We start from the raw sequence: 263 nt of genomic DNA on the forward strand, positions 1-263 counted from the left end.
ACTATGTAAGGCCAACCAAGGCTTGATGGAGTTTGTGGAGATGTTCAAGGCACCTATCAAGGTTTTACATCCACTGCTAACCGCAACTCAGGAAGGCAACTTTAACGGTACGGAAGGACTATCAGCACTGCCATTTGATGGCATGATTTTGGCTCACTCCAATGAATCCGAGTGGACCACATTCCGCAACAACAAGAACAATGAGGCATTCCTTGACCGTGTTTACATCGTAAAGGTCCCGTACTGCTTGCGAGTCTCTGAAG

General features: G+C 47.1%; 1 pseudogene. It reads left to right on the forward strand.

Features of this window, described 5'->3' with window-relative positions:
* A pseudogene (locus AB4585_RS26585) lies at positions 1–263 on the forward strand (PrkA family serine protein kinase); the annotation flags it as partial.

The organism is Vibrio sp. 10N.222.49.C9 (assembly GCF_041474985.1).
Taxonomy (GTDB): domain Bacteria; phylum Pseudomonadota; class Gammaproteobacteria; order Enterobacterales; family Vibrionaceae; genus Vibrio; species Vibrio crassostreae_C.